Here is a 26,523-nt window from a genome sequence, read left to right on the forward strand (position 1 = left end):
ACAAATCTAGGGACACCTCATACTGCCGGATGCCGAGACGCCAAACCTTGCGATGCCCTACCACGAGAGCCTGACATGGGCGAAACTTGCTATGTCACTCGTGGTGGAAACTGGAGCGCCAGAACTCTTTCGGGATATCGCTATACCTGAAAGATATGGTTTTTTAGACACTCGCGGTATGGTCATGCCCCATGAACGCGGCGCAACAAGATCGATCGTCGGCAAAAGCGATTTAAGTAAAGTAGACAATCTTATCGGTAAAATAAACGATTTTAATGCCGACGAACACACTGCATTGCTCACGCTATTACAGCAGTTTCATAAGGCGCGGCTACTGTTAGACCCAGTTCAAAAAGCCATTCATCTGCGTATTTGTATAGAAAACGTGTTCATAAAGCATGGTGAAAAAGAACAACTGGCCGCGAAGGTGAAAAACCGAGGTGCCAGTTATCTGTGTGAAAGTAGAACGCAAACAGAACGTATTTACGATTTTCTTAGTTGTGCCGTGCATCGCGGCGAACTTCCACAAAAACGTAAACACTCACCCACATATATTGAGGGTCGTGTCGCTGGTGCGATCAAACGGCTGCTAGATGAGGGCACATATCCAGTTTGGTCCGACTAGAAAGGTTACGTTACACCCCAAGCATATATTCAACGCGGCGCCAAAGGCCGCGCTGAGAAATTTCATTTAGGCCGCAGGCATCCGTTTTTCAACAATTTCGGCCCACCAGCTACAGCCCGCTGGAATCGCGTCATCGTTGAAGTTGTAGTGCGGGTTATGCACGTCTGCAGAATCCCCGTTACCGACCAGAATATAGGCGCCGGGGCGTTCTTCGAGCATATAGGCAAAATCTTCTCCGCCCATGACCAATGGCGCCTCGCTGCAGTCCCCCGAGACTGATTTCGCCACATCCGCTGCAAATGCGGTTTGATCGTCATGGTTCACCATACAAGGGTAGCCGTGATAATAGGTCACATCGGCCTTTGCGCCCAATGTGGCCGCTGTCCCTTCGCAAATTGCGATCAGACGTTCTTCGGCAAGGGCGCGCATGTCTTTCGACATCGTGCGCACGGTGCCTTTGATCTGCACACGTTGTGCGATCACATTGAATGCTTTGGATGACGATTCAATTGATGTGACCGAAACAACGATCTGATCAACCGGATTAGCATTCCGGCTTGCGATGGTTTGCAAGGCTGTAACAACTTGTGCTGCAACCACCACGGAATCGACGGTTTGATGCGGCTTGGCAGCGTGCCCGCCCTGCCCTTCGATGGTGACATCAAACTGATCGGTCGCTGCAAAAAACGCCCCAGGCCGGATAGAAAATGAGCCGACTTCATGGCCCGGCCAATTGTGCATGCCGTAGACTTCTTGGATGTTCCATTTGTCCATCATGCCATCCTCGCACATCTCGCGGCCACCGCCGCCGCCTTCTTCGGCGGGCTGGAAGATCACGACGACTGTGCCGTCGAAATTGCGGGTTTCCGACAGATATTTCGCAGCACCCAGCAGCATGGCCGTGTGTCCATCATGGCCACAGGCATGCATGGCGCCGTCAACCTTGGACTTGTAATCAACCCCGGTTTGCTCATGGATTGGCAACGCATCCATATCTGCGCGCAGGCCAATCACCTTACCGGATGTATCAGTCTTGCCCTTGATCACCCCAACAACACCAGTGCGCCCGATGCCGGTTACGATCTCATCGCAGCAAAATTCCTTAAGTTTTTCAGCGACAACAGCGGATGTCCGATGCGTTTCAAATAGAATTTCCGGGTTTTCGTGCAGATCTCTGCGCCACGCAGTGATTTCGGGCAGAAGCTCTGCAAAGCGATTCTTGACGGGCATGTCGTCTCTCCATTGGGGTATTTGTCTATGTTGTTAAAGGTTCGGACCAAGCACCAGCTTGGACCCATCTGAAAAACGGGACAGTCTGAACCTGCTGATATCATGCGACGGGGTTTTCCCAGTTGCAAGCTGTGCGGTGATGCGACCAAAGGCAGGACCGATCCCAAATCCGTGACCACACATTCCTGTCGAAATCGTCAGACCGGGAATCGCTTCGACAGTATCGACGATTGGAACGATATCGGGCGTGGCATCGATCATGCCCGCCCAAGCGGTCTCAATCTTGATATTCTCCAACCCCGGGTAGGTTTCTTGAAATGTCCGCGCCATAAATCGGACTTTTGATGCGTTCGGCTTGGGGGCAAGCACGCGCATCTTTTCAAACGGGGTGACATCGCCTGCGGACCAACGTCGCGCAGTCCCCCAAGCATCAGGAAACCCTTTCGGTGCGAAAGGTTTAAGCCGCGTGCCCAATGGGTCTTTCACCAGCTGCGACGCGAATTTCATGAGTGCACGAAAGGCATCTGGCCCGACAAACAGCTCGTGAAAACCGGCTGGGGCAAGCGTATAACCGCCATCAAGACGACGCCGGAATGCAAGGTGATGATCAACGGCAGCACCATTGTGCACGTTGTCGACAGGCGCAGTTGCTGCAACAGTGGCCCGTACCGATAGTTGCGGAATAGAAATGCCATGATTGCGTAAAAACAAGGCCGACCATGCGCCACCTGCGACGACCACAGATTTCGTTTTGATCAACCCGCTTTCTGTCACGACCCCGGTAACTCGGCCACCTTCAAGATCAAGCAAACGCGCTGCGCAGTTTTCAACGAAAGTAACACCATCGGCAGCAGCGGCGCGGGCTATCGCGGGCACCGCTGTCCATGGTTCGGCGCGCAGATCATTTGGGGTCCACAACGCCCCTTCCCAATCGCCATGCGCCCCAGGTAAGACATCCGAAAGATTTTCTTTAGTAACCACACGCGTATCGACACCATGCGCCTTTGCTTCGGGTAACCACGATGCATATCGGTCCAGATCATCTTTGGTTTTTGCCAAAAACGACACACCACCTTCGCGCAATCCGATGTCGGCACCGATGGTGTCATTCAGCGCCCGCCACATCGCGGCCGATTCTTGCATGATCGGTATTTCAGCAGCGTCGCGCCCCTGCACTCGTACCCAGCCCCAGTTGCGCGAAGATTGTTCAGCCGCAATGCGACCCTTTTCAAGTACAACGACCTTCAGGCCCTGCTTGGCGATTTCCCACCCGGTCATGACCCCAATGATGCCACCCCCGATAACCACTGCATCCGCCTGCGCTGGCGGTGGGCCGGGATATTTAATCGGATCGTTGAGCGATATAGGAAATGGTTTCATTGCTTGAGGCTTTCGATCAAGTCCCTGATAAAGGTTTCGCCTTTTTCGAACTGGGCGACAGAGATATATTCGTTTGGTTGGTGCGCCTGTGCAATATTTCCGGGGCCACAAACAACAACGGAATAGCCCTGCGCCTGAAAATGCCCCGCTTCGGTGCCGTAGCTGACGACTTCGCTGGCATTGGCCCCGGTCAATTGCCGTGCGAGCCGCTCTGCCGAGCCGTCGACCTCTGGGGCCAGTCCGGGCAGTTCAAAAAATTGCTCTGTGGTGATTCCCGTATCAGGGTGAATCGCCTTCATGTCGGCCTCGAGCTCTGCAACCTTGGCTAAGAAACGGTCCCGCCATGCGGCATTACTTTCTCCGGGCACGACACGGAAAGTAACATCAAAGGTGCAGTCTTTGGCGGTGATGTTATGTGCAGTGCCGCCGTTGATCATGCCAACATGCAAGGTGGTGTAAGGCGGCAAAAACGCGGCATCCATCGCAGCCGGGGCTTTGGCCGCGTTTTCAGCGTTCACTTGATTCACCCATTCGATCAGCTTTGCGCCCATCATAATCGCACTGACACCTGTGTGCAGCAGCGACGAATGTACTTCGAACCCATGGAAATGCATCTTGTACCCCATGCCGCCCTTATGACCCGTAACCACCGACATCATCGATGGCTCGCCAACAATTACAGTATCCGCACGCGGCATCCCCATGTTCACCATATGGTCGATCATTGGCGGGGCACCAGTACAGCCGATTTCTTCGTCATAGCTGAGCGCAATTTGGAGCGGACGTTTGATATCTGCCTGCGCAGCCAGCGTCATCGCCCAAATTGCAAGCGCATCAAACCCTTTCATATCGCAGGTTCCACGACCGTAAATTTTACCGTTACGCGTGGTCACGGTGAACGGATCGCTGTCCCAACTTTGACCAGCAACTGGCACGACATCTGTATGGCCAGATAGCACAACACCGCCGTCAATTTGCGGGCCAACATGAGCGTAAAGCGCAGCTTTGGTGCCATCTTCATTCGGAACGCGCTGCGTCGAAATACCAAGGTCATTAAAATATTGTTCAACAAAATCAATCAAATCCAGATTGCTTTGTGTGCTGACCGTAGGGTATGAGACCAAACGTTCCATCAATTGGTAAGCTGTCAATGACATCGATTTTTCCTTTCAACGCCGCAAATGCAGCCAATTGGGTGCTCACCTGTTCAATCAGGTGGCATTTCATGTCTGGGCCGGGTTCGGGCACAACGCAATTACGAAACGTCTTGCGGCGTCCAAAATAACTGTTACCAATTGGTAAAAATCCGCAATGCCTAAAATCCGGCAAAAGCGTAAAAATTAATCCGAACCACGTGGGAGGTTCTCTATGCCCGATGGGGCCTTGCCTGTTCTGGATGTCCAGAATCTAAAAACTGTGTTTCAAACGCGATCCGGTGAAGTTCACGCAGTGAACGACGTCAGCTTTTCGCTACGCCCGGGTGAACTACTTGGGGTCGTTGGCGAAAGTGGCTCTGGCAAATCTGTGACCATGATGTCCCTGCTCGGGCTTTTGCCCACCCCGCCCGCCGATGTGCGCGGCGGAACGGTGATGTTTGACGACAAAGATTTGCTGAATGTTGATTCCAAAACCCTGCGCGACGTGCGCGGTGGCAAGATCGGTTTCGTGTTCCAAGATCCGATGACATCCTTAAACCCCGTCTATACCGTCGGCATGCAGATCATGGAGCCCCTACGCAAGCATATGGGGATGAACAAAAAACAAGCTGCGGCGCGTGCGCAAGAACTGTTGGAACTTGTCGGTATACCCGATGCCAAACGCCGATTGAGCGATTACCCGCACCAGTTTTCTGGCGGGATGCGGCAACGTGTGATGATCGCAATTGCGTTGGCTTGCGATCCGCAAGTGTTGATCGCGGATGAACCCACCACCGCGCTGGACGTGACCATTCAGGCGCAGATTCTTGAGCTAATGAAGGAATTGCGCACCAAACTTGGTATGGCTGTTATTTGGATCACCCATGATCTTGGTGTCATCGCGGGAATCGCAGACCGTGTGATGGTGATGTATGGTGGACAGGTCGTTGAGCATGCGACCGTCGAGGACCTGTTTACAGACCCGCAGCACCCCTATACGCGCGCGCTCCTTAAGACGATTCCGACGATTGCGGGCGAACGTGCCGCGCGCTTGACCGTAATCGAAGGGCAGCCACCCATCATGAAAGACGCGCCTGCGTCTTGTGCATTTCGTGACCGCTGTGATGTCGCGTTTGACCGTTGCGCCGTTGAAAATCCGCCCCGCTATGATCTTGGCGCGGGTCATGACGCCGCATGTTTTTATGATGCCCGCACCGGAGCGCCCCGCGATGCTTGATACCGAACAAAAGCCACTCGTCAGTGTGCGCGACCTAAAAATGCACTTCCCTATTCATGCCGGCCTTTTGCGTCGCCGTGTGGGCGAAGTAAAAGCGGTCGATGGCATAAGCTTCGACGTGATCGAAGGCGAAACGCTCGGGCTTGTCGGCGAATCAGGTTGCGGGAAATCCACCTGTGGCCGCGCCGTTTTACGGCTGTATGACATCACCTCGGGTGAGATCATGATCGATGGCGACGAAATTGGTGCCACCTCGCAGGCGCAACTGCGCACCAAGCGACCAACCATGCAAATGGTGTTCCAAGACCCACAAGCCTCGCTGAACCCACGCATGACCGTTGAGGCGATTATCAAAGAGCCGCTTGATGAGCATACAAAGCTGTCAGAGGCTGAAAAGCGCGAAAAAGTCGGCGAACTGATGGACGCCGTTGGGCTCAACCGTCAATTTGCGAAGCGGTACCCGCAGGCGTTTTCAGGTGGCCAACGTCAACGTATTGGGATCGCCCGCGCGCTGGCGTTAAACCCCAAATTCATTGTTTGTGATGAACCGATTGCAGCGCTCGATGTGTCAATCCAAGCGCAGGTTGTGAACCTGCTTGAAGACCTACAAGAACAGTTTGGTCTGACCTACCTGTTCATCAGCCATGACCTATCGATGGTGCGCCATATCGCGACCCGCGTTGCGGTCATGTACCTCGGCAAAATCGTCGAACTCGCCCCGCGCGAGGCGCTGTATGCAGAACCTTTGCACCCTTACACCAAGGCGTTGCTGTCAGCGGTCCCCGAACCCGATCCTAGCCTTGCCAAGACATCAGAACGGGTCGTGCTACAAGGGGATGTACCGTCGCCCGCGAACCCGCCAAAGGGATGCAATTTTTGCACCCGTTGCCCATCGGTGATGGATATTTGCAAGACGACAGAGCCTACGTATTTTGAGGTGCAGCCAGGCCGCTTCACGGCCTGCCACCTCTATGAGAATAACAACGACACTGCCGAATAAACGGCAGGTCACGAGGTTAATAAGAGCACAACCAACAAGGAGAAGACACTATGAAACTCAAGACAGCACTGCTTGGCGCTGTTGCGACCGTTTCCCTGGCGCCCGCGGCATTTGCCGACGCGCATGAAGGCGAACGTGGTCGCGACGGCCAACTGAACATCATTTATTGGCAAGCGCCATCTATCCTGAACCCTTACCTGTCTGGCGGGACAAAGGATCTGGAATCTGCCAGCTTGGTCGTGGAGCCTTTGGGCCGTTACGACGAAACCGGTGCAATGGTGCCATACCTTGTCGACGAAATCCCAACAGTGGGCAATGGCGGCGTCTCCGAAGACCTGACCACGATCACATGGAAGCTGACAGAAGGCCTGCTTTGGTCTGATGGCACACCACTGACATCAGCGGATGTTGTGTTCACAGCCGAATACTGCATGAACCCAGAAGGCGGTTGTGCGCAGCTTGCAAAATTCGAAGGTGTCGAAACTGTCGAAGCGCTGGACGACTTGACTGTCAAAGTCACATTCAGCGGCCCACAGCCGAACCCCTACGGCCCGTTCATGGGCGGCCAGTCCCCAATCATTCAAGCCGCACAGTTTGCTGAATGTCTTGGCGCGAAAGCCCCAGAATGTACGGATGCAAACTTTGGCCCAATCGGCACAGGTCCGTTTGTTGTCACAGACTTCCGCACAAACGACGTGATCCAACTGGTTGCGAACGAAAACTACCGTGATCCAAACAAACCAGCCTTTGCAACTGTGACTTTCAAAGGTGGCGGCGACGCAACTGCGGCCGGTCGTGCCGTTCTTGAAACAGGCGAATTTGATTACGCTTGGAACCTCCAGCTCGCACCTGATGTCATCGCATCTATGGCCGAAGGCGGCGTTGGTACACCTGTATCCGCATTTGGTACACTGGTTGAGCGTCTTGAAATGAACATGACAGACCCATCTGCTTCGCTTGAAGAAGGTGTGCGTGCAACTGCTGCAGCGCCACACCCGTTCCTCAGCGACGAAGCTGTGCGCCGCGCGCTATCTATGGCCATCGATCGCGACCTTCTGGTTGAAGTTGGCTACGGTCAGGCTGGTCGTCCAACATGTAACCTTGTTCCCGGTCCAGAAGTTTACGCTTCAACTGAAAACACTGGTTGCTTGGTCCAAGACATCGAAGGTGCAAAAGCGCTTCTTGATGGCGCGGGCTGGGTTGACAGCAACGGCGACGGCATCCGTGAAAAAGATGGTGTTGAACTGCGTATCCTTTACCAAACTTCGACAAACGCCGTCCGTCAGGATTTCCAAGCGTTGATCAAAGAATGGTGGGGCGAAATCGGTGTTGAGACCGAACTACGCAACATTGATGCATCCGTGTTCTTTGGTGGTGACCCAGGTTCGCCTGATACATTCCAGCGTTTCTACGCAGACGTTGAAATGTACGCCAACAACTTTGACGGCACAGACCCACAGGCCTATTTGTCCGCATACACTTGCGACAAAGCACCAAAGCCTGAAAGCCAGTGGCAGGGTGAAAACATCAACCGTTTCTGTGACCCTGCATATGACGCGCTGGTTGCCGAATTGGGTGCCACTGCTGATCAAGCCGAGCGCAGCCGCATTGCAATCGAAATGAACGACATGCTGACCAAAGACACGATGACCATCGTTCCACTGGTTGACCGTGGTCGTGTGTCAGCACATGCAAACACCCTTGGCGGTGTTGTACTGAACACTTGGGATTCAGAGCTGTGGAACGCAGCTGACTGGTACCGTATCGGCGATAACCGCTAAGAACGGCGTAAGGTGGATCTTGATCCACCCTACCTGAATTATTCGGCAGGGCGTCATATGCGCCCTGCCCCTTTTCCAAAGCTCTGACCAAAGGCGTTGCCACCGTGCTGATCTATACTATACGCAGATTGCTCATTTCGATCCCGACGCTTTTGTTCATCGCTTTTGTGATTTTCATGCTGCTGGAACTTGCCCCGGGTGACCCGATGGCGCAAATGCCGCTGACAATCCCGCCCGAGGTCAAAGAAAAGATGCGCCTCGCGCTCGGCCTTGGGGAACCATGGTATGTACGCTTCCCGCTTTGGCTGAACCAATTCTTTATTGTTGAGCCGCAGTATTGGATCGACAGTAAATTCGGCACCAATTTCGCCGATGGTGCACAGCGTATCATCAGCTTCCAATCGCGCAGCCCAGTGTTCGACACAATCGCACAGCGGATGCCGCAAACCTTGTGGGTTGTGGGCATGTCTTATGTGGTCGGCGTTTTGATCGCCCTGCCCATCGGGATCATCAGTGCTTACCGTCAATATTCGGTCTTTGACCAAGCTGGCACATTCGTCTCAATGATCGGCTTTTCGGTGCCGCCATTCTTTTCAGGCGTGCTGTTGATTGTAATTTTCTCGGTCCAACTGAAGTGGCTTCCGTCGATCTATGACACTACGCATGTTGTGACCAATTGGGACAGCTTCGTGTTCCAACTGCGTCAAATGATCATGCCCGTTATGGTGCTAGCCTTGCAAACGACAGCCCAGGTCAGCCGGTACATGCGCGCATCCATGCTGGACAATCTGACCCAAGACTACGTACGCACGGCCCGCGCCAAAGGCATGTCTGAAACCACTGTCGTTCTGAAACACGTTCTACGCAATTCCATGATCCCAGTTGTGACGGTGATTGCGCTAGGGATCCCATCGATCTTTGGTGGTGCGATCATTACCGAGCAAATCTTCAAGGTGAATGGCCTTGGCCAATTGCTGATCATCGCCCTACAGGGCAACGATATCCCGATGGTCATGACCATCACATTTTTACTGGCGGTGCTGATCGTCATGATGAACCTGATTGCCGATGTGCTTTACGGCATTCTGGACCCGAGGATCCGCTATGACTGATACGACCATGACCGCTGTCGAAAAACCCCGCAACCAGTGGCTTGATGTCTGGGCACAATTCCGCACCCATAAAGGCGCTGTCGCCGGGCTTTTATTTTTGGTGTTCATCACCCTCTTCGTGACCGTGGGTCCCGTGATTTGGGACGTGGATCCCGGTAAGCTCAACATCCGCAACAAGGATGTGCGCCCCATCTATATGGCGATATTTGATAGCAATGCTAAGGTCAGCTGGGGCAGTCCAATGGGCACTGATAACCTTGGGCGGGATATCATGGCGAACATCATGGCCGGTGGGCGCGTGTCGCTCGCTGTGGGTTGGACTGCGATGGTCTTGGCCGTGTTTATCGGCACCCTGATTGGCGTGCTTGCGGGCTACTTCAAACGCTTAGACGGGCTGCTGATGCGGTTTACCGATCTTGTGCTGGCACTGCCGCTGCTACCGCTGTTGCTGGTCATGATGCTTTTGTTCCGCGATCCGCTGCGGGCGGCATTTGGACCTGAAAACGGAATCTTTATCCTCATCGTAACCGGGATCGGCATCACATCATGGATGCAAACCGCACGGATTGTACGCGGCGATGTTATGGCACTCAAAGAACGCGAATTTGTACTGGCAGCACGGTCAATCGGAACCCCAGCACGGCGTATGATCACCCGGCACCTTTTGCCGAACGTCATGTCGCCGATCATGGTGTCTGCCACGCTTGGGCTTGCCACCGCGATCATCACAGAAAGCGCGCTGTCATTCCTTGGTCTTGGCTTCCCATCAGATTTCCCGACTTGGGGTAAAATCCTGTTTGACAGCGTCGACCGTATGACATCGTTCCCCGAACGTGTTATTTGGCCGGGGCTTGCGATCTCACTGACCGTTTTGGCTGTGAACTACATCGGTGATGGGCTGCGTGATGCGCTTGATCCGCGTATTCGCGGACAGTAACCCTATTGCTCTGCTTGGACCTCAAGCAGAGCATTCAACCCGTTGATCGCGGCAGGCATTCCGCCATAGACGGACATCTGCCAAATCACTTCAGCCATTTCCTTTTCGGTGACCCCAACAGATAGCGCATGCGCGATGTTGATCTTTAACTGCGGGGTTGTTTGCCCCCCCATCGCGGTTAGCGCGGCCACAGTACAAAGCTGACGGGTTTTTACATCTAGGCCTTCGCGGACATAGTGACGCCCATAAGCCCATTCAACCAAACTTTCGGCCATACCTGGCACCAGATGGTCATAGCGCGCGGCAAGCGTTTCTTCCAATGTCGGGTTCATCTGGGCGACATGCGCGCGGCCCTTTTCAAGTGCTGTTGTGGTCATTTTAGTGCCCTTTCGCTTTGCGTTCCATATCGTGGTATGCGGCAACCTTGCGGTCCATCAGCGCTAATGTGTCTTGCATCAACACAAGCTTGGCCGCAATTTTTTCGCGGTGCTGCTCAAGCATCTCGCGTCGTTCGGTTAAGGTTTCATCCCCGCGCTGGCGCAACGCGGCATAGTGGATACGGTCGGCCTGTTTCATTCCTGTTGCATTCAACTGTTCGAGAAACCTGATCCAACCAAGCACATCATCGCCATAGACACGCCGCCCGCCATCGTTGCGCATCGGCGGCGCAATCAGCCCGATTTTCTCATAAAAACGCAAAGTATCGATCGTCAGACCACTTTGCTTCGCGACATCCCCAATCAGCATGACTTACTCCGCCTGTGTGTGTGATTCGTCCTAGCCTACTAGCTGGAGTACGCTCCAGCTCAAGCATAAACAGATCAAACGGGAATGATTTCTGACTGATGCGTAATAATGCGGTCTATTTCAGTGCGTGCATAATGGCCCAACGCGATCTGCGCGTCCCGGGCAGCGCCATCAGGCAAATCAAGATCGCCCAGCACAATGATGTTTTCATCATTCACAAGGTTGGCGGGCCCCGTGTAGTTAAAGCTGCCCAAGATCGTCAGCCCGTCATCAATCACCATCAGCTTGTGATGGATTTTACGCACACCGGTGCCCGTGCGGTTTTGATGCAGACGCACCCCGCCTGATGTCAGCGTATTCTTAGACGCCCATTTTTGGTTGGCCTGACGACGGTCCAAGACACCCGTTACAGTTAGCCCTTTTTGCTGGGCATTCACCAATGCATCATCGATCCCCGATGATTGTGAAAAAGTGAAGACTGCAAAATCGATCCGGTCTTTCGCTTTGATCATCTGCTTGATGAATTCCATCTCGGGCATATGGTCCGGGGCAAACAGCGGCTTGATCCGAATGCCCCCGACACTATGCCCTTCAAGCGGCTTGCGCGGCGTTGTCAGGCTTCGCGCTCCAAATATCCCTTGGCGTAATTGGCGAAACTCGCGCCCATATTCGCGTGCCACTTCGAGATCATGGATGACGCAGACATGGTTCAGGTTCTTTGTCACACCTGTTGTTGTGAAATTCGTTGACCCCGTAAGCACCGAGGCCTTGTCACGGATCATGAACTTTTGATGGAAGATCGCGGGGTTGTAATCCGCCTTGGCATCAACCCCCGCCCGTAAAATCCGCATGAGCAGCTCGCGGTTGATCTCTTGCACCCCCAGACTGTCGGGATCAGGGGCGTTTTTCTCTCGCAAATAGTCTTGCTCCATGATGGCCCGCACACGGACCCCACGGCGCGAAGCCGCGATCAACGCATCCGCAATGGGGCGGTGGTCCAGCTCTTGTACGCAGACCAGAAGTTCCTTTTGCGCAGCATCGACAAATTCAATAATCGGCGCTTCAAGGCTATCAGGTCCCCCGACGGTATCAGGGCCCATATGCAGGGTGATCGGGCCAACGGCGATGGGCATAACATGTCTCCATATCTGCGGCTGCTACGATATGGTGGGCATTCAGGGGGCGCTACGACAAGTGAGGAATTCCAGACTATATATGTATGGCTACGCGCCGTGCCGATCACAAAGAACCGCGCACATGCGATCAATCGCCCGCCGGACCTCGGGCAGGTGCCGATCATCTTGGTGCGAAACAAGCCATTGATCATGTGAAAGTTCAGGAATATCTGCGCCCCGCCGTTGCAATGTTTGCTGCGCGTCCCCGATGAATGTCGGCAACAGCGCAATGCCTTTACCCAACAAAGCGATATCAAGACTGTTGCGCGGCGCGTTCACTTCGCAAATGGCGTCGTTGCCGACCGTCTTTTCCAACCACCGGGCCGACGGGGTATCGGCCAAGACCTTAATCCACGGAATTGTTTTTTCTGTTGCCGCGTAAGGGGCGAACGAAACGCGCAGCAATTTACGCCCGGCAAGATTCGTTTCGGTTGGGCGGCGATTGCGAAAGCCGATCATAACCTCGCGGTGCGGGATGTCGCGGATTTCCTCGCCAGACAAAAAGCGTAGTTTTATGTCAGCCGGTTCGCCGATAATTTTATCCAGTTGGTCGATCAATGCTAAGGTTGTCCAAGTTCCGGCGGACACTTTGACCAATGGGCGCGTCGTTTGATCTACAGGGTCGGTCAACCTGACGATGCGCTGTTCAACCTCATCGAGACTTTCCAATAGCTTACGCCCCTCGGACGTCAATTTGTAGCCTCTGTCATGCCTTACAAAAAGATCACGTTGAAGCGCCCGCTCGACTTCAAGCATGCGGCGCCCCAAGGTCGCGGCACTTCGCCCAGTTCGTTTTGCAGCCGCAGATAGCCCACCGGCGCGCGCGACGGCTATGAATAGACGTAGATTTTCCCAATCCCCTCTCTTTTCATACATGAAATGATCCCTTCAAACCATTTCATTTATATGCATCAGCCGAACACCTAGACAAGTGTCAGGTCAAACAAAGATAGGGGAATGACTTGCACACTCAACCACCCAATCTCGGGACAATCTTCGTGCCGTTTTCTTACTCCAAACAGGCGAAGGCATTGAATGAGGAAGATGCATTTATGCTGGAACATGGGGGATACCCCGCGCGGATCATCTATTTGGTCGTTATAGCCGCAACCGGCGCGCACGACGCCCTAAAACCGAAACGCCCCGCCAAATAAATGGCGGGGCGCAATCGTAGGGTGGATCTTGATCCACCCCACCTAGTCGATTTTTGGCAGCAATTCATCCAGTGACTTCTTCGCATCACCATAGAACATCCGCGTATTGTCCTTAAAGAACAGCGGGTTTTCGATGCCCGAATAGCCAGTCCCCTGCCCGCGCTTAGAGACGAACACTTGTTTGGCTTTCCAGCATTCCAGAACCGGCATGCCTGCAATCGGGCTGTTCGGATCGTCTTGCGCCGCAGGGTTCACGATGTCGTTGGACCCGATCACGATGGCAACGTCCGTATCAGGGAAGTCATCGTTGATCTCATCCATTTCCATCACAATGTCATAAGGTACTTTGGCTTCGGCCAGCAGCACGTTCATGTGACCCGGCAAACGCCCGGCAACAGGGTGAATGGCGAAACGCACGTTCTTACCCTGCGCGCGCAGCTTGCGCACGAGTTCAGCAACAGATGCCTGCGCCTGTGCCACGGCCATGCCGTAACCGGGAATGATAACGATGCTGTCAGCCTCGTTCAGCGCGATGGCAACACCATCTGAATCGATCGCAACCTGTTCGCCTTCGACTTCCATCTGCGGCCCGGTCGTGCCGCCAAATCCGCCAAGGATCACCGACACAAAACTGCGGTTCATCGCCTTACACATAATGTAAGACAAGATCGCCCCAGAAGAGCCAACCAGCGCACCCACAACGATCAGCAGATCATTGCCGAGACTGAAACCAATCGCCGCTGCGGCCCAACCAGAATAGCTGTTCAGCATGGACACAACGACAGGCATATCCGCGCCGCCAATCCCCATGATCAGATGATAACCGATAAAGAGCGCGGCCAAAGTCATCACGAAGAGCGGAAAGAAACCACCTGTGTTAAAGTACCAAACCAGCGCAATCACAGAAAGCGCCGCAGCACCCGCATTGAGCATGTGACCGCCGGGCAATTTTGTCGCCGCTGAATCCACTTTGCCAGCCAGTTTGCCGTAAGCAATGATTGACCCGGTGAATGTCACCGCACCGATAAACACGCCCAAGAACAGTTCAACCCGCAGGATGTTGATCTCAACCGGTGACTTATGCGCAATCAAGGCCGCGAATGTGCCCAGATCTTCGCCATGGGCGCCGTGCAATACATTGCCAATCTCAAAATGCGCAATAAAGCCGACGAACACAGCTGCCAGCCCGACAAGGCTGTGCATCGCCGCAACCAGTTCAGGCATTTGGGTCATCTGTACCTTAGTGGCCAGCATATACCCGATTGCCCCACCACCCGCGATCATGATCAGCGACAAGAGCCACAGCCCACTGCCCGGTCCGATCAATGTCGCGAATACCGCCAGCGCCATACCTGCAATGCCGTACCATACCGCGCGTTTTGCGCTTTCTTGCCCTGATAGCCCCCCAAGAGAGAGAATAAACAGGACCGCTGCGACTACATAAGCCGCTGTTGTAAATCCGAAATCCATTTGTTCTTACTCCGCTTTAAGACTTTTGGAACATGGCAAGCATGCGCCGTGTCACGAGGAACCCACCAAAGATGTTGATCCCTGTCATAAAGACCGACAGCGCGGCCAATAAGATCACAAGGAACGACCCTGATCCGATCTGCATCAACGCCCCCAAGATGATGATCGAAGAAATTGCATTGGTGACAGCCATCAACGGCGTGTGCAGCGAATGCGACACGTTCCAAATCACTTGGAAGCCGACGAACACAGATAAAACAAACACGATAAAGTGCTGCATAAAGCTGGCGGGCGCGACAAGCCCCACACCCAACAACAAAGCGGCACCAACCGCGATCAATGTTACTTGGTTTTTGGTCTGCGCCTTGAAATCCGCAAGCTCTTTGGCGCGAATTTCTTCGGCTGTCAGCTCTTTCGGGGCCTCTTTTTTCGGGGCGACTGCAATGGCTGCGATCTTTGGTTTGGGTGGAGGGAATGTGACCTCACCCTTGTGGGTCGCGGTTGCGCCCCGGATCACATCGTCTTCCATATTGTGATTTGGTCGCCCGTCTTTTTCGGGGGTCAAATCCGTCATCATGTGGCGAATATTGGTCGCATAAAGTGTCGAAGACTGCGCTGCCATCCGGCTAGGGAAATCGGTATAACCAATGATGGTCACGCCGTTTTCGGTCACGATTTTTTCGTCTTTGACGGTCAGCTTACAGTTCCCACCACGTTCCGCGGCAAGGTCGATAATGACCGACCCCGGCTTCATGCTGTCGACCATATCTTTGGTCCACAGTTCCGGTGCGTCGCGTCCCGGGATCAGCGCCGTGGTGATCACAATGTCGATGTCAGGTGCGATTTCGCGGAACTTTGCCAATTGGGCCGCCGCAAATTCCGGGCTAGACACAGCGGCATAGCCACCAGTCGCCGCACCGTCTTGTTGTTCTTCGTTGAAATCAAGGAACACAAATTCAGCGCCCATAGATTCAACTTGCTCGGCCACTTCGGGACGGACATCAAACGCATATGTCACCGCGCCCAGCGATGTCGCCGTGCCAATTGCAGCCAGACCAGCAACGCCCGCACCAACGACCAAAACCTTGGCTGGTGGGACCTTGCCTGCGGCGGTAATTTGCCCGGTAAAAAAGCGGCCAAAATTATTACCCGCCTCGATCACCGCACGGTAGCCCGCAATATTCGCCATGGATGACAATGCGTCCATTTTCTGGGCGCGGCTGATGCGTGGCACCATGTCCATCGCGATGACGGTCGCGCCTTTTTTGTTGGCAGCCTCCATCAATGCGGCATTTTGCGCTGGATAGAAGAACGAAATCAACGTCTGCTCTTCGCGTAGACGTTTGACTTCGACATCTGACGGCGGCTGTACCTTGGCCACAATATCCGCAGCCTTAAACAACGCAGCGCCGGTTTTCACGACCTCTACGCCAGCGTCAACATAGGCTTGGTCAGCGAACCCAGCGGCAGAACCCGCGCCGGTTTCGATCAAACATGTATAGCCCAGCTTTTGCAGATCCTTGGCAGAGGCCGGGGTCATCGCGACCCTATTCTCTCCCGGAAAGCTTTCTTTTGGTGTGCCGATTTTCACAGATAATCCCCTATTTTATCAGTCAGCGGTCGGCGGCTTGTTACATGGTAGACTAGTATACCACAACTCCCGACCTCTGTTTTCCTTTTGTGATGCGTCCCCAACTATAGCCAACGCCGTGTATTTTGGCAGTAACGTGCGAATTCCGCACGGAACTTGCGCCGCAACCTATCCTCCTCTGGAATGATAAAAAGTTGCGTTAATGTGGCCTGCAACAATCCGACCATGACCAGCGCAATTGGCGCGTCCCAACGCAGGCAAAGCCCGGCAAGCACGAGTAAATCTCCGAGATATATTGGGTTGCGCGACCGCCGAAAAATCCCTGTGGTCACAAGCCGGCTCGCATCGCGGTGCGGCACAATCGTTGTGTGCTGCTTGCGCATTTCGACAAAGGCGAGCAACATCATGACAATCCCTGCGCCAACAAGCAAACCACCCAGTAAATCCGGCACCGGCCCACCGAAACGCAGTGCAAGCGGCTGCACTTGTACAATGCCCCATGCAAAGATAGCCGCAAGCCCTAACCAGACCGGGGGTATATTCATCCATTTCATGCGCTGAGTTTGCCCTGCGTGTTTTCGCTTGTCCATCTCTCATCAACAGATACGCTGGGTCAAAACGGAGGTCATTTTGACACACCAAGGAAAACATGCGCTTGTAACGGGTGGCGGCACCGGCATTGGGGCAGCAATTGCGGTCGCACTGGCGCAGGCCGGGGCCAAGGTCACGATTACAGGACGCCGCGAAGGCCCGTTAAACGATCTTGCTGCAAGCAACCCGCAACTGCATCCGCTTGTTATGGACGTCAACAACGAAGCATCCGTGCGCGACGGAATCGCAGAAGCGGCCATGGCGCGTGGCCCCGTCCAAATTTGCGTCGCCAATGCAGGCATCGCAACGGCCCAATCGTTTGCCAAAACCAGCATGGCAGACTGGCGCAACATCATGTCCACCAATCTCGACGGCGTATTTTTAACCTTGCAAGCCGCGCTGAAAACCCTACCAGACGGCATGCCTGGGCGTATGATTGGTGTCAGTTCAATCGCTGGGGTGCGTGGGCTTAAGAATGGCGTCACCTACACGGCCAGCAAGCACGGGGTGATCGGCCTGATGCGTGGGTTGTCCGAGGAATATATGGGCGGACCAGTCACGTTTAACGCGCTGTGCCCCGGTTACGTCGACACAGACATCGTGCGTGACCAAATCATTGGCATGCAAGAAAAATTCGACATGACAAAAGACGCGGCAACCGCTATTTTTTCCGCTGGAAACCGTCACAACACTTTGCTTGGGGTGGATGAAATCGCCGCAGGTGCGCTATGGCTGTGTAGCGAAGGTGCGCGGAGTGTTAACGGGCAAACACTTGAAATTTCGGGCGGTCAAACCTGCCCGTAGAAGGATAATACAATGCTATCAACAATTCTCGTACTGATCGTGGCCTTGATCCACGTCTACATTGCCGTTCTTGAAATCAAGTTTTGGGATAAACCGCGTGGTTTGCGTGTGTTTGGTCTTTCACAAGAATTAGCGACCCAAACGACAACCCTTGCGATCAACCAAGGTCTTTATAATCTATTCTTGGTGGCGGGTATTCTTGTTGGGGTGGCGTTTGGGATGCCCCAACTCACACTTTTCAGCGTCGTATGCGTGCTTGTTGCGGGTATCGTCGGGTTTGCGACGGGCATTAAATCTGCGCTTTATGCGCAATCGATCCCAGCCGCATTGGCCTTATTGGCGATGGCCGCGCACCTATGACAGATTTTGCAAGAACAAAGGCCCAATTCGATTTGCCTGACGGGATGATATACCTCGACGGGAATTCGCTTGGGCCTTTGCCCACCGCAGCCAAGGCGCGTGTCGCGCAAACGGTTGCAGGTGAATGGGGGCAGATGCTGATCACCGGCTGGAACAAGGCCGGATGGATGGCGCAACCGACCGCACTCGGTGATCGCATCGGTCGCTTAATCGGGGCAGCACCCGGGCATGTCGTGCTGGGCGATACGTTATCGGTCAAGGTTTACCAAGCCTTGGCCGCTGCCGTTGATCTTGTGCCTAATCGCAAAGTAATCTTGACAGATAACGGCAATTTTCCGTCTGACATCTATATGGCCGAAGGGTTGATCAAATCACTGGATCGCGGGCATGAATTGCGCGTTATTGCCCCCGAAGACATCGCCGATGCCATCACACCCGAGGTTGCCGTCGTCATGCTGACACAGGTCGATTATCGCACCGGGCGCATGCATAACATGAAGGCGCTGACCGCCAAAGCGCATAGTGTCGGCGCGGGGACTGTTTGGGATCTCGCCCATTCAGCAGGCGCGCTGCCCGTAGATGTGGCGGGATGCAAAGCCGATTTCGCCGTTGGCTGCACCTATAAATACCTTAACGGCGGCCCCGGTGCGCCCGCATTTATCTATGTCGCGCCGCACCATATTGGCACCTGCCAACCTGCACTCTCAGGGTGGTTGGGGCATGAAGCGCCCTTTGCCTTTGATCTAGATTACCGGCCCGGCACCGGGATAGAACGCATGCGCGTCGGCACACCACCGGTTCTGCAGATGGCTGCTTTGGAAGCCGCACTTGATATCTGGGATAAGGTCGACATGCACGCGCTACGCGCGGCATCCGTCGCCCTGTCCGAGCAGTTTATCACAGGGATTGAGGCCGTCTGCCCCATGCTTGCACTTGCCAGCCCGCGCGACCCGGCCCAGCGCGGCAGCCAAGTCTCGTTCCGCTTTGATCAGGGATATGCAGCAATGCAAGCCTGTATCGCACGCGGGCTGATCGGCGATTTTCGCGCGCCGGATATCATGCGGTTTGGCTTTACCCCGCTGTTTATTGACGCGGGCGATGTGGATCGCGCAATCAGCATTGTCGCGGATGTCATGCAAAACCGGCTTTGGGATGATCCGATCTATCAGACCCGTGCGGCTGTGACCTAGGTTTCGTCTAAGAACGATGTATCCCCACCAGATGGCGGCACGTCGTAGCCGTGGACCTGCACATTCAACGCGGCCCCAAGCAAGATCAAATAGGCCGTGACATAAAGCCAAAGCAGCAAGACAATGACGGCACCAATTGATCCGTAAACCTCGTTGTAGCTGGCAAAATTCGTCAGATAGAACGACAGGCCAAACGATGCCGCAACCCACAAGATCACAACCACAAATGCACCTACAGTCATCCAACGCCCTCGTGGGCCAATACGCGCCGGGCCAAAGCGATACAGCAGACTAAGCCCCATCATCAGAACGCTTAGTGCGATGAGCCAACGCGCACCTTCGACAAACCACGCCGTGGAAGCTGCGACAGGCACAAACGCCAAAACGATTGGCAAGATCACAACGGCTGTCAACGCGACAAGCGCCAATGACACCAGCGCAATTGTCAGCGCAAAGGCGATTAGCATTTGCAAAATCCCGTTGCGTTGGCGTTGCCCTGCAATTGCATTCAACCCGCCAATCAGCGCGCCAACGCCCGCGCGGCATGACCACAGGGCCAAAACGATCGAAACCAAAGTCGCCCATCCCAGCTTTTCAGGAGGGGCCAAGACCAACCGATTGATTTGCGTCGACAATAGACGGTAGGCGTCCGGCGGAATAATATCTTGCATCAAGACGAGCTGTTCCGAAATCACCAACGGATCAGCAAGAAGCCCAAAGATCGCGATCACTGCGGCGATGCCCGGAAAAATTCCGAAAATACCAAAAAACGCGACCCCGGCTGCGATCAACCCAAGGTGCTTTTTTCCGGCCATGTCCCAAACGGCATAAAGCACGCGCCACACACGTATGAGCTTCGACATTCTCGGTATCCACCCTTTTTGCATTTAACCACACCTAAAACATCAGGTGCATGATTGCCACGAAGCAAATCTACGCACGCAAATTTCATTCGCCAGCGCGCAAGCTTCGGGTTAGGCTAAACAAAAGCGGCGCAAAGCCCAAGAGCAGGCAACATATTTTGGACACTCTGAATCAGCATATTAACACGCTGGCGGATCACCTTTTGCAAAGCGGTGACGCACGCCAGATCGTTGCAATTACCGGCGCGCCCGCTTGCGGGAAGTCAACGCTTGCCGCTGAGCTTGCCCGCCGTCTGATCGCGCAGCGCCGTTCGGCGGTTGTTGTGGAAATGGATGGGTTTCATCTTGATAATGCTGTGCTTGCGGATATGGGGCTTGGCCTGCGCAAGGGGGCGCCTGAAACATTTGACGCGGATGGGTTTATTCGCCTGATCCGCGCCCTGAAATCCGGCCGTGATGTTTACGCCCCACGGTTTGACCGCACCCGCGACCTGTCGATTGGCGGGGCTATTAGAATTCCGGCGGACACGCAATTTGTCATCGTCGAAGGCAATTACCTGATGTTTGATGAAGCCCCATGGCGCGATTTATCCCCGCTATGGGATGTGACCGCCCGGCTTGAAGTCGCGATGCCTGAACTGCGCGCGCGGCTGATCCACCGCTGGCTTAGCTTAAACCACACCCGTATGGTCGCCACCCGCCGCGCCGAAGGCAACGACATCCCCAATGCGCAGCGCGTCATTGATCACGCGCTTGCCTGCGACTTTACGCTGAATGGGCAACCCGCAGTCAATTAATCCAAACCAGCGTAATTGCCGGAAACAGCAAAAGCAGCGTAACGCGGATAATGTCGGAACAGACAAAATAAAGCACCGCACGGTAAGTCGCCGTTATCGGCGTGTCGCGGTCCATATTATTGATGATAAATAGGTTCATCCCCACCGGCGGGGTGATCAACCCGACCTCGACCACGATCAAAACAATAATCCCGAACCAAATCGCGACCTGCTCAGTTGTCATGCCGAAATCTAACCCGCTAATCACCGGCCATAATATCGGCACTGTCAACAAAATCATCGACAGGCTATCCATCAAGCAGCCCAAGATCAGATAGCTGAGCAATATCAAGATCATCACCACCCACGGGCTGAACCCTTGCGAAGTTACCCAAATCGACAATTCTTGCGGCACATGTGTAAGTGCCAGAAACCCATTATAGAATGCCGCCCCCAACACGATGAAAAAGATCATCCCGCTGCCTGTTGCCGTTTGCAAAATTGCGTCGCGTAGCGCGGTCCAGTTAAGCGTGCCTGAAGTAAGCGCAATTACCCCTGTGCCCGCCGCCCCAACAGCGGCGCCTTCGGTTGGGGTAAACCAACCTCGATAAATGCCGCCCACCACCAACCCGAACACCGCTATCACGGGCCACACGGCGATAAACGCTTTGACGCGCGCGCCGTATGGCATGGGGGCTTGCGTGCCCGCCGCGTCCGGATGACGCCGCACGTAGATCGCGATGGTGATCATATATCCAAGGGCCGCCAAAATGCCGGGAATGATTGCTGCGGCAAATAGTTTTGCAATGTTTTGGTCGGTCAGCATCGCGTAGATGACCAAAATGACCGAAGGCGGGATCAAAATCCCCAATGTGCCACCCGCCGCCAATGTCGCTGTCGAAAACCCGCCTGCGTAGCCGAATTCACGCAACTCAGGCAGGGCAACCCTGCTCATCGTCGCGGCAGTCGCAAGCGACGATCCGCATATCGCGCCGAACCCCGCGCAAGCCCCGACGGCAGCCATCGCCATCCCGCCCCTGCGGTGCCCAAGCCCGGCTTGTGCGGCGCGAAACAACGCCTGCGACATGCCCGAAAGCGTCGCGAATTGCCCCATCAAGAGGAACATCGGGATGATCGACAGATTATAGTTTGAAAAGGTCGAATAAACCTCTGATTTCAGGCGCGCCATGAACACGGTCGTGCCATCCGTCGCGAAATATAGCCCACCTATGCCGCAGATCAGCATCGCTAAGCCGATCGGGGCGCGTAAGAATATCAGCACCAAAAGCATCGGAAACGACAGGTAACCAAGGGCAAGATCACTCAGCATTTGTAGGCTTTCCAATAAGCTGCAGCGCCGCGCAATAGGCGCTGACACAGCAGGCAACAATCGCCGCACCAAAGCAGGCCACATAGGCCCACCAGATCGGAAACTGGATCAGATAGGTTGTGTCACCATAACGGTGCTTGTCTTGCAGCCCTGCAAACAGCCGCGATGTGATCAACAGCATTACCAGCAACATGACAATGGCCCAAAACGCATCGATCCACCGCTGGGCTTTGTCGGAAAACCGGGCGGTAAACACATCCACCCGCGCATGTGCGCCCGACAGTTGCGTGATCGGCAAAAATGCGAAAATCGCAAAGGCCGTGCCAGCCTCGACAAGTTCAAAATCGCCCAAGATTGGGCCAAGACCTTGGTCCAAGAACCAATCGCCTCCCCCCCCGAGGAACCCTGAGTTGGCCAAATCTGCCGCCTCGCGGCCGGCGACGCTGATGCATACGGCGGTGATCACCGCACAAAGAGCACCCCCCCCAAAAAAGGCCATCGTCTTTGCGCAAAAATGAATGATTTTATGGGCTGTCATGGGGCTACAGATATGCACAATTTAGCACAGATCGGCGAAATATCGTCACCATTACGTAACTTCTCGGCTTGTTGTGTTGTTTGGACAAGGTCTCTAACCTATTTACATCTCATGCGATAGCTTCGCGCTCACCGGGGGGCAAGCCCCCCATCAATTGTCAGGAATGCGTTCACCTTGCCGCAACCGCTGCCCCCATTGGATGATTTGGTCGCGTGCCACCAATGCGATACATTGCATGTGGCCCAAGACCTGCCAGAAAATGCGCGCGCTTACTGCCAGCGCTGCGGCGCGGTGATGATGACGGCGCAATCGGCGTCCATTGCGCGCATTCTGAGCCTTGCAATGACTGCATTTGTGATGTTGATCGCGGCGATCAGCTTTCCGTTTTTATCGCTTGACGCCAATGGGTTGCACAACACAACTTCGGTCATTGACGCGGTGCTCGCGTTTAATGATGGCTATGCGTTCCCGCTTGCCGTTGCTGTGGCGTTCTTTATCATCGTGATCCCGCTGATGCGGTTGGGCGCGCTGATTTACGCGCTTGGACCGCTCGCGCGGGATCAACGCCCGCACGCTGGCGCAAAACACGCCTTTGGACTGGCAGAGCGGCTGCGCCCATGGAGCATGGCAGAAATTTTTATCGTTGGTGTCACCGTGGCCCTTATCAAAGTCGCAGGGCTTGCCGCGGTAACCGTCGGCCCCGCATTTTGGGCATTTGCGGGGGTGGTGATTGTCACCGTTCTTAAAGATCAAATAATTTGTAGGTATTCGATTTGGGAAGCACTGGACCATCGGCCGGATTGATCACTGCCCGCGAGGCCGGGCTTGTCGCCTGTCAGCGCTGTGGTCAGGTTCATGCGATCAATACCGCCTATTGCAAACGCTGCGATGGGCCGTTGCGTAGCCGCGACACCCAAAGCCTGCAAAAGGTCTGGGCATTGCTGATTGCGGGCATGATCGCCTATATCCCAGCCAATATTTACCCGATGCTGCTGACCAATACCCTTGTAGAGCATACTGAAAGCACAATTGTCGGCGGCGTGGTCGATCTGATCCATCATGGATCATTCGGCATCGCACTCATCGTTTTTGTTGCCTCTGTCATGATCCCTATCGGCAAGTTTGTGGCAATTATTTACCTTGCGTTGAGCGTCCACAACAGATCGTCCGACAATCAACATGAACGCCATAAAGCATATGAAGTTGTTGAATTTATTGGGCGTTGGTCGATGATCGACGTTTTTGTTGTTGCGATCCTATCGGCATTGGTTCAGCTGAACACGGTCGCCACAATTAACCCCGGTATCGCTGCCCTGAGCTTTGCGCTATCAGTGATTTTTACAATGCTCTCAGCGCAAAGTTTTGACTCGCGCCTCATTTGGGATGTCGACAGGACAAATAATGACGGACACTAACTCCCCCGGCCCCGCGCGCCTTGATGTGCGCCCAGTCAAACGACCGCTTTGGCAGCGGGTTTCGTTGGTGTGGCTTGTCCCTGTTTTGGCGCTTGCTGTCTCACTTTGGGCGGCCTGGAAAAACTATTCTGAACGCGGCACAGAAATCATCATTAGTTTTGAGAATGCGGCAGGTGTTGCGGCGGGCGAAACGGACATCAAATACCGCGATGTAGTTGTAGGCACAGTTGAAACCGTTGAATTTGCCCCCGGCCTTGGCGATGTGCTGGTGCATGCGCGTATCGACAAAGAGGTCGCCCCCTATCTTGATGATGACGCCGTGTTTTGGGTGGTGCGGCCAGACGTTTCTGTGCGCGGGATTACTGGGCTCGATACCGTTTTGTCGGGCGTCTATATTCAGGGGAACTGGGACACCGAAGCCGATGTCGCGCAGAATGAATTTACCGGGCTTGAAGCACCCATTCTGACGCTTGCCGGGCAACACGGCACCCGAATTTATCTACGTACAACCGATGGCAGTACAGTTTCTGCTGGCGCACCGGTCCTACACAAGGGAATCGAGGTCGGGTATCTTGAAACACCCGAACTCAACTTTGATGGCAGCGAGATTCTTGTCTCTGCCTTTATCGAAAGCCCCTATGACCGCCGGATTACCACAAGCACCCGGTTTTGGGACACGTCCGGGTTTTCCGTGTCCTTTGGGACGGGAGGGGTATCGCTTGATGTGAATTCCATTGCGTCCCTGATCGAAGGTGGCGTTGCCTTTGACACCATCGTTTCAGGCGGATCGCCCGTAGAAGACGGACATCAGTTTTCCATTTTCTACGATGAACAAACCGCGCGCGACAGCCTGTTCACCGACCCTGACGCCGAATTGCTTGAGGTCGCGGTACTGTTCGAGGAATCTGTTAGCGGTTTGATCGCCGGTGCAGAGGTGCGCTTTCAAGGCATCCGTGTCGGCGAAGTCACAGAGATGAGCGCCATCGTCGTCGGCGAAGGTGATACGGCACAAGTGAGGCTGCAAGCCGTGCTTGGTATCGAACCTTCGCGCCTTGGGATGCCCGAAGGGTCAACGGTCGAAGATGCAAGCGCCCTCCTATCTGATTTTGTCGCGCGCGGCTTGCGCGCCCGTATGGTCACAGGCAACATCCTATCAGGCACTTTGCTCATTGAACTTGCACAAGTCGAAGATGCTCTGCCCGCCATCATGACCCTAACCGAGGGCCCCTATCCAGTTATCCCAACAACGGATTCGCAGATTTCCGACGTAACGGCCACTGCCGAAGGTGTATTGGCGCGGATCAACGCGCTACCAGTCGAAGAACTCATGGATGGGGCAATCGACTTAATGGATAGTCTCGAGCGGCTCGCCAATGATGAAAACACCCGTGCCGCACCAGAATCGCTTGTCGCCCTTTTGGACGAAAGCCGGGCGTTGATTGCCAACGAAGACCTGCAAAGCGTGCCAACTGATCTGCGCGAAGTGATCGCCGAATTGGATGCCATCGTCGCCCGCGCGAACGAATTGGACCTTGTTGGCGACATTGACGGCGTTGTCGCCAGTGCCGGGCAGACCGTTGCCAGCATCCAAGAAGCCACGCAAAACCTGCCGCAGATTACAGCCAATATTGAGGCCCTGACCGCGAAAGCCAACGCGCTTGAATTAGAAGCGCTGGTCGCATCGGTGAACAGCACGCTTGATTCCATTGACGCGCTGATCGCCAGCGACGACACAAAGGACTTGCCCGGCACGCTGAACGCCGCACTTGATGAAATGCGCGGGTTCTTGGCTGAGGTCCGTGAAGGTGGGGCGATTGAAAACGTCAATGCGGCGCTGGCATCGGCGAATGAGGCCGCACAGGCCGTCGAAGAAGCGGTTGCTGGCCTGCCGGAACTGTCGACCCGCGCCAACAGCCTTGTCGCCCAGACCCAAGCGGTTATTACAAGCTATGGCGAACGGTCCCGATTTAACGCCGAAACTATGGCGACACTGCGCGATATCCAATCTGCCGCCGATGCGCTGACGGCCTTGGCGCGTACTATTCAACGCAACCCGAATTCTTTGCTGACAGGACGTTAAT

The 26,523-nt window shown here is 54.6% G+C and carries 27 protein-coding genes; 14 read left to right on the forward strand and 13 right to left on the reverse strand.

The annotated features are described in order from the left end of the window. Nucleotides 1-52: 52 nt before the first annotated feature. Nucleotides 53-625, forward strand: coding sequence for a hypothetical protein (locus tag DS901_RS08720; protein ID WP_181820820.1), 573 nt, complete (start codon nucleotides 53-55; stop codon nucleotides 623-625). Between the two features lie 66 nt (nucleotides 626-691). Here DS901_RS08720 and DS901_RS08725 read toward each other — a convergent pair whose 3' ends face one another. The 3 genes from DS901_RS08725 to argE are packed head-to-tail and all read right to left on the reverse strand — an operon-like array spanning nucleotide 692 to nucleotide 4,392. Next, nucleotides 692-1,855 (reverse strand): M20 aminoacylase family protein, encoded by a 1,164-nt coding sequence (locus tag DS901_RS08725; RefSeq protein ID WP_113776563.1) that lies wholly within the window; start codon nucleotides 1,853-1,855, stop codon nucleotides 692-694. 33 nt (nucleotides 1,856-1,888) lie between these two features. Beyond that, nucleotides 1,889-3,235: an NAD(P)/FAD-dependent oxidoreductase gene (locus tag DS901_RS08730; protein WP_113776564.1), complete on the reverse strand. Its 1,347-nt coding sequence runs from the start codon at nucleotides 3,233-3,235 to the stop codon at nucleotides 1,889-1,891. After that, complete coding sequence (argE, locus tag DS901_RS08735; RefSeq protein WP_113776565.1) at nucleotides 3,232-4,392, reverse strand: acetylornithine deacetylase; 1,161 nt, start codon at nucleotides 4,390-4,392, stop codon at nucleotides 3,232-3,234. Before argE ends, DS901_RS08730 begins: the two co-directional genes overlap by 4 nt. 211 nt (nucleotides 4,393-4,603) lie before the next feature. Here argE and DS901_RS08740 point away from each other — a divergent pair, with 211 nt between their 5' ends. The 5 genes from DS901_RS08740 to DS901_RS08760 all read left to right on the forward strand — a co-directional run bounded on the left by DS901_RS08740 (nucleotide 4,604) and on the right by DS901_RS08760 (nucleotide 10,438). After that, on the forward strand, nucleotides 4,604-5,608 hold the full coding sequence (locus DS901_RS08740) for an ABC transporter ATP-binding protein (protein ID WP_113776566.1): 1,005 nt from the start codon (nucleotides 4,604-4,606) through the stop codon (nucleotides 5,606-5,608). Next, nucleotides 5,601-6,608 carry an ABC transporter ATP-binding protein gene (locus DS901_RS08745; RefSeq protein ID WP_113776639.1) on the forward strand — a complete coding sequence of 336 codons (1,008 nt, stop codon included), beginning with the start codon at nucleotides 5,601-5,603 and terminating at the stop codon, nucleotides 6,606-6,608. Before DS901_RS08740 ends, DS901_RS08745 begins: the two co-directional genes overlap by 8 nt. Nucleotides 6,609-6,658: 50 nt before the next feature. Continuing rightward, a complete protein-coding gene (locus tag DS901_RS08750) occupies nucleotides 6,659-8,389 on the forward strand; it encodes a peptide ABC transporter substrate-binding protein (protein WP_113776567.1) in 1,731 nt (576 codons plus the stop codon). A 104-nt stretch (nucleotides 8,390-8,493) separates the two neighbouring features. After that, the gene (locus tag DS901_RS08755) at nucleotides 8,494-9,501 is read left to right on the forward strand and encodes an ABC transporter permease (RefSeq protein WP_113776568.1); all 1,008 of its coding nucleotides are present in this window, start codon (nucleotides 8,494-8,496) and stop codon (nucleotides 9,499-9,501) included. Beyond that, on the forward strand, nucleotides 9,494-10,438 hold the full coding sequence (locus tag DS901_RS08760) for an ABC transporter permease (RefSeq protein WP_258546686.1): 945 nt from the start codon (nucleotides 9,494-9,496) through the stop codon (nucleotides 10,436-10,438). Before DS901_RS08755 ends, DS901_RS08760 begins: the two co-directional genes overlap by 8 nt. A gap of 2 nt (nucleotides 10,439-10,440) precedes the next feature. Here the strand turns inward: DS901_RS08760 and DS901_RS08765 are convergent, their stop codons facing one another. From DS901_RS08765 to DS901_RS08780, 4 genes are all read right to left on the reverse strand, one after another. Beyond that, on the reverse strand, nucleotides 10,441-10,815 hold the full coding sequence (locus tag DS901_RS08765; protein WP_113776570.1) for a carboxymuconolactone decarboxylase family protein: 375 nt from the start codon (nucleotides 10,813-10,815) through the stop codon (nucleotides 10,441-10,443). 1 nt (nucleotide 10,816) lies between these two features. After that, nucleotides 10,817-11,185, reverse strand: coding sequence for a MerR family transcriptional regulator (locus tag DS901_RS08770; protein WP_113776571.1), 369 nt, complete (start codon nucleotides 11,183-11,185; stop codon nucleotides 10,817-10,819). 74 nt (nucleotides 11,186-11,259) lie between these two features. After that, on the reverse strand, nucleotides 11,260-12,318 hold the full coding sequence (locus DS901_RS08775) for a phospholipase D-like domain-containing protein (RefSeq protein WP_113776572.1): 1,059 nt from the start codon (nucleotides 12,316-12,318) through the stop codon (nucleotides 11,260-11,262). A 90-nt stretch (nucleotides 12,319-12,408) separates the two neighbouring features. Continuing rightward, nucleotides 12,409-13,236 carry a LysR family transcriptional regulator gene (locus DS901_RS08780; RefSeq protein WP_113776573.1) on the reverse strand — a complete coding sequence of 276 codons (828 nt, stop codon included), beginning with the start codon at nucleotides 13,234-13,236 and terminating at the stop codon, nucleotides 12,409-12,411. An 86-nt stretch (nucleotides 13,237-13,322) separates the two neighbouring features. On the opposite strand from DS901_RS08780, the gene DS901_RS18560 reads away from it, so the two are divergent. After that, nucleotides 13,323-13,514 carry a hypothetical protein gene (locus DS901_RS18560; protein WP_147249889.1) on the forward strand — a complete coding sequence of 64 codons (192 nt, stop codon included), beginning with the start codon at nucleotides 13,323-13,325 and terminating at the stop codon, nucleotides 13,512-13,514. 42 nt (nucleotides 13,515-13,556) lie between these two features. On the opposite strand, the gene DS901_RS08785 is transcribed toward DS901_RS18560, so the two are convergent. From DS901_RS08785 to DS901_RS08795, 3 genes are all read right to left on the reverse strand, one after another. Next, complete coding sequence (locus DS901_RS08785; RefSeq protein WP_113776574.1) at nucleotides 13,557-14,984, reverse strand: NAD(P)(+) transhydrogenase (Re/Si-specific) subunit beta; 1,428 nt, start codon at nucleotides 14,982-14,984, stop codon at nucleotides 13,557-13,559. Nucleotides 14,985-15,000: 16 nt separating this feature from the next. Continuing rightward, nucleotides 15,001-16,575, reverse strand: a complete 1,575-nt coding sequence (locus DS901_RS08790) for a Re/Si-specific NAD(P)(+) transhydrogenase subunit alpha (RefSeq protein ID WP_113776575.1) — start codon at nucleotides 16,573-16,575, stop codon at nucleotides 15,001-15,003. Between the two features lie 104 nt (nucleotides 16,576-16,679). Further along, complete coding sequence (locus tag DS901_RS08795) at nucleotides 16,680-17,129, reverse strand: methyltransferase family protein (protein ID WP_113776640.1); 450 nt, start codon at nucleotides 17,127-17,129, stop codon at nucleotides 16,680-16,682. A 76-nt stretch (nucleotides 17,130-17,205) separates the two neighbouring features. Here DS901_RS08795 and DS901_RS08800 point away from each other — a divergent pair, with 76 nt between their 5' ends. Genes DS901_RS08800 through kynU form a run of 3 tightly spaced genes read left to right on the forward strand, consistent with a single transcriptional unit; the run spans nucleotide 17,206 to nucleotide 19,520 of the window. Next, nucleotides 17,206-17,970: an SDR family NAD(P)-dependent oxidoreductase gene (locus DS901_RS08800; protein WP_113776641.1), complete on the forward strand. Its 765-nt coding sequence runs from the start codon at nucleotides 17,206-17,208 to the stop codon at nucleotides 17,968-17,970. A 12-nt stretch (nucleotides 17,971-17,982) separates the two neighbouring features. After that, a complete protein-coding gene (locus DS901_RS08805; RefSeq protein WP_113776576.1) occupies nucleotides 17,983-18,330 on the forward strand; it encodes a DUF1304 domain-containing protein in 348 nt (115 codons plus the stop codon). Further along, a complete protein-coding gene (kynU, locus tag DS901_RS08810) occupies nucleotides 18,327-19,520 on the forward strand; it encodes a kynureninase (RefSeq protein ID WP_113776577.1) in 1,194 nt (397 codons plus the stop codon). The genes DS901_RS08805 and kynU overlap by 4 nt, the downstream gene beginning before the upstream one ends. Here the strand turns inward: kynU and DS901_RS08815 are convergent. Beyond that, nucleotides 19,517-20,383: a YihY/virulence factor BrkB family protein gene (locus DS901_RS08815; RefSeq protein WP_113776578.1), complete on the reverse strand. Its 867-nt coding sequence runs from the start codon at nucleotides 20,381-20,383 to the stop codon at nucleotides 19,517-19,519. The two genes, kynU and DS901_RS08815, sit on opposite strands and share 4 nt — an antisense overlap. 158 nt (nucleotides 20,384-20,541) lie before the next feature. Here DS901_RS08815 and DS901_RS08820 point away from each other — a divergent pair, with 158 nt between their 5' ends. After that, the gene (locus DS901_RS08820) at nucleotides 20,542-21,180 is read left to right on the forward strand and encodes a sugar transporter (protein ID WP_258546687.1); all 639 of its coding nucleotides are present in this window, start codon (nucleotides 20,542-20,544) and stop codon (nucleotides 21,178-21,180) included. Here the strand turns inward: DS901_RS08820 and DS901_RS08825 are convergent. Both DS901_RS08825 and DS901_RS08830 read right to left on the reverse strand, forming a co-directional pair. Then, entirely contained in the window at nucleotides 21,173-22,486 is a 1,314-nt protein-coding gene (locus DS901_RS08825) for a TRAP transporter large permease (protein WP_113776642.1), read from the reverse strand. The genes DS901_RS08820 and DS901_RS08825 overlap by 8 nt on opposite strands. Beyond that, nucleotides 22,479-22,988, reverse strand: a complete 510-nt coding sequence (locus tag DS901_RS08830; protein ID WP_113776643.1) for a TRAP transporter small permease — start codon at nucleotides 22,986-22,988, stop codon at nucleotides 22,479-22,481. Before DS901_RS08830 ends, DS901_RS08825 begins: the two co-directional genes overlap by 8 nt. 213 nt (nucleotides 22,989-23,201) lie before the next feature. Here DS901_RS08830 and DS901_RS08835 point away from each other — a divergent pair, with 213 nt between their 5' ends. The 3 genes from DS901_RS08835 to DS901_RS08845 are packed head-to-tail and all read left to right on the forward strand — an operon-like array spanning nucleotide 23,202 to nucleotide 26,522. Next, nucleotides 23,202-23,831, forward strand: coding sequence for a paraquat-inducible protein A (locus tag DS901_RS08835; protein WP_258546688.1), 630 nt, complete (start codon nucleotides 23,202-23,204; stop codon nucleotides 23,829-23,831). Beyond that, nucleotides 23,801-24,442, forward strand: coding sequence for a paraquat-inducible protein A (locus tag DS901_RS08840; RefSeq protein WP_113776580.1), 642 nt, complete (start codon nucleotides 23,801-23,803; stop codon nucleotides 24,440-24,442). Before DS901_RS08835 ends, DS901_RS08840 begins: the two co-directional genes overlap by 31 nt. Beyond that, complete coding sequence (locus tag DS901_RS08845; protein ID WP_113776581.1) at nucleotides 24,429-26,522, forward strand: PqiB family protein; 2,094 nt, start codon at nucleotides 24,429-24,431, stop codon at nucleotides 26,520-26,522. Before DS901_RS08840 ends, DS901_RS08845 begins: the two co-directional genes overlap by 14 nt. Nucleotide 26,523 lies beyond the last annotated feature (1 nt).

Origin of the sequence: Loktanella sp. D2R18 (assembly GCF_003318235.1) — a bacterium.
Classification (GTDB): domain Bacteria; phylum Pseudomonadota; class Alphaproteobacteria; order Rhodobacterales; family Rhodobacteraceae; genus Yoonia.